The organism is Mesorhizobium sp. M5C.F.Ca.IN.020.32.2.1, assembly GCF_004023105.1.
In the GTDB taxonomy this organism is placed as follows: Bacteria; Pseudomonadota; Alphaproteobacteria; order Rhizobiales; family Rhizobiaceae; genus Mesorhizobium; species Mesorhizobium wenxiniae.
This window is the reverse complement of the sequence record NZ_RZSX01000868.1, coordinates 1-2,587: the sequence shown is the minus strand read 5'-3', so window position 1 is coordinate 2,587 and position 2,587 is coordinate 1. Positions and strand designations below refer to the sequence as shown.

General features: G+C 62.9%; 4 protein-coding genes. All 4 read left to right on the top strand.

Translation table 11 applies throughout. The features are described from left to right. A partial coding sequence (locus EOA86_RS30135) for an ABC transporter permease subunit (RefSeq protein WP_128344963.1) occupies positions 1-396 on the top strand: 396 nt, incomplete at its 5' end. After that, positions 389-1,468, top strand: coding sequence for an ABC transporter ATP-binding protein (locus tag EOA86_RS30130; RefSeq protein ID WP_128344961.1), 1,080 nt, complete (start codon positions 389-391; stop codon positions 1,466-1,468). The genes EOA86_RS30135 and EOA86_RS30130, both read left to right, overlap by 8 nt. A gap of 60 nt (positions 1,469-1,528) precedes the next feature. Next, complete coding sequence (locus EOA86_RS30125; RefSeq protein WP_128344959.1) at positions 1,529-2,233, top strand: arylsulfatase; 705 nt, start codon at positions 1,529-1,531, stop codon at positions 2,231-2,233. Between the two features lie 11 nt (positions 2,234-2,244). After that, the coding region (locus EOA86_RS30120; RefSeq protein WP_348633373.1) for an amidohydrolase family protein at positions 2,245-2,587 on the top strand (343 nt) is incomplete at its 3' end.

Sequence of the window (2,587 nt, the reverse complement as noted above, 5' to 3'; positions counted from 1 at the left end):
ACCCTGGTCAGCCTCTTCGTCGCCTATGTCGTTGTCGGGTTGTCCTATGGCCTGAGGCTGCTGCAGGGCACGCTTATCCAGGTCTCCCCGGAGCTTGAGGAGTCGGCAAGAACGACTGGCGCAACGATCGGTCGCACATGGTGGGATGTCGTGATCCCGATCGTGCGGCCAGGCTTGGCCGGCGCGTGGGCCCTCATCATGATCATCTTCCTGCGCGAATACGCGACGGGCGTCTATCTCATGGGTGCGGGCACAGAGGTCATCGGCTCGCTGATGGTTTCGCTACTCACGACCGGGGCCATGAACACGATCGCCGCGCTCGCACTCGTAAGCATCATCCTAACGGCCGCGGGCCTTGCGCTCGCCCTTCGACTGGGAGCACGCATCCATGACTGAGCTCATTGTCAACAACGTCCAGAAATGGCTTGGCGGCCTGCAGATCCTGAAGGGCGCCTCATTCACGGCGGAGCGCGGCTCGATCGTTGCCCTACTTGGTGCATCGGGGAGCGGCAAGACGACGCTGCTCCGCTGCATCGCCGGACTGGAGCAACCGGAGATCGGACGGATCGTCATCGGCGACAAGACCGTTCTGGACGGCGAGCGCAAAATCGGCTTGCCGCCTGAGCAGCGCAACATCGGCCTGGTCTTCCAGTCCTATGCGCTCTGGCCGCATCGCAATGTCCGAGACAACGTCGGATATGGGCTGAAACTCAGGGGCGTGCCGCAAGCGCAGATCGCATCGCGCGTACAGGCCATCCTCGACCGTCTCGGTCTCGGCCATCTCGCCGAACGCTATCCCTCGCAGCTCTCCGGCGGCCAGCAGCAGCGCGTCGCCATCTGCCGGGCGCTGGTCTACGAGCCGAGGGTCCTGCTTCTCGATGAGCCCCTGTCCAATCTCGATGCCAAGCTGCGCGAGGAAGCGCGCTATTGGATCCGCAAGCTGATCCTGGACCTGGAGATCTGCGCGATCCTGGTCACGCATGACCAGAGCGAGGCGCTCGCCGCCGCCGACAACATCCTGCTTCTGCAGGATGGGCGCATCGTGCAGCAAGGCACGCCGCAGGACATCTACTCCAATCCGAACAGCTTCTATTCGGCCGATTTCCTCGGCGCCAACAACATAGTGAAGGGGAGGATACAGAAGCGCTCCGGCCAATCCACTGTGATCGCGGGTGATGGATGGGCGCTGAACGGCACCGTGCGTGAGGCAAATGGGCTTGGCGATTCCGACGAAGCGCGCGCCGTCATTCGGGTCGAACAGATCAGCGTAAGCGACAGCCCGGCGCCTGAAGGTATCGAGATGCATCTCGATGACAGCATCTATCTCGGCGACAAGTGGGAGTATCGCCTGCGCCGCGGTGACTTCGCCGCGAAGGCTCATGGTCCTCGCCAGATGCCGTCCGGCAAGGTCTGGGCTCGTATTCCCGCGGAGAGCGTCTGGGTCTTTGCGGCAGCGGCCCCGAAGTGATCTCCGCTCGATGGCCGCCTCCCTCCCGGGCGGCCATCGGTCCCTCCGTTGGAGCCGACAATGAAAGCAACGCCTCGAATAGCACTGATCCATGCCACCACCATTGCGATGGAGCCCATCACTCACTCTTTCAAAGCCGCCTGGCCGGAAGCTGATGCAGTCAACATCTTGGAGGACAGCCTGTCACCGGATCGCGCGAAGGTTTCCGAGCTCACCGACGAGCTCGTCGCGCGCATCGTGGCGCTTACGGCCTATGCGCGGTCGATCGGCAGCGCCGCGGTTCTCTTCACATGCTCTGCCTTCGGCCGGGCCATCGAGCACGCTGCGAAGCACGTCGACATCCCTGTCCTAAAGCCCAATGAAGCGATGTTCGAAGAAGCCATTCGAAGCGGCCGCCGCACCGCGATGCTCTATACGTTTGCCCCGGCCAAGGAGAGCATGGAGCAGGAATTCCGCGAGGAAGCGGACCGCACCGATCCTTCGGCAATGATCACAAGTTTCTTCGTCCCCGGCGCGATCGATGCCGTGCGCGCCGGCGACGTCGGCACGCACAATCGACTGATCGCCGCCGAAGCCGCCAAACTGAAAGACTTCGACGCCATCACACTGGCCCATTTCTCCATGGCGCGTGCGCGCCAAGCGGTCGAGGCGGCAACGAACATTCCTGTCCTGACCAGTCCCGACGCGGCGGTCGCAAAGCTGCGCGTCATCCTTCTGGGGAAGGATGGCCCTGTTCATGAGCACACATGGAGGACGTTCGCATGATATGCGCTCCGATGACGCGCCGTCAGTTCGCGGTTTTCGCCTCCGGGCTGGCCACGTCGGTGCTGGCTGGAGCGGGACCATCAAGGGCCGAAGGGGATGTCCCTTTCTCGGCCGGCGCGGAGAAGCCGAGCTTCAAGGCTCCCAAGAACGCCTGCGACAGCCATTTCCACATCTACAACAGCAAGTTTCCGGCCGCGCCCAATGCCAGCTTGATCCCGCCGGATGCGTCCGTTGCCGACTATCTGCGTCTTCGGGAGCGCCTCGGATTTGAACGCAGCGTGATCGTTCAGCCGTCCACCTATGGGACCGACAATTCTTGCCTGCTCGAAGCGCTGCAACAGCTCGGTACCAATG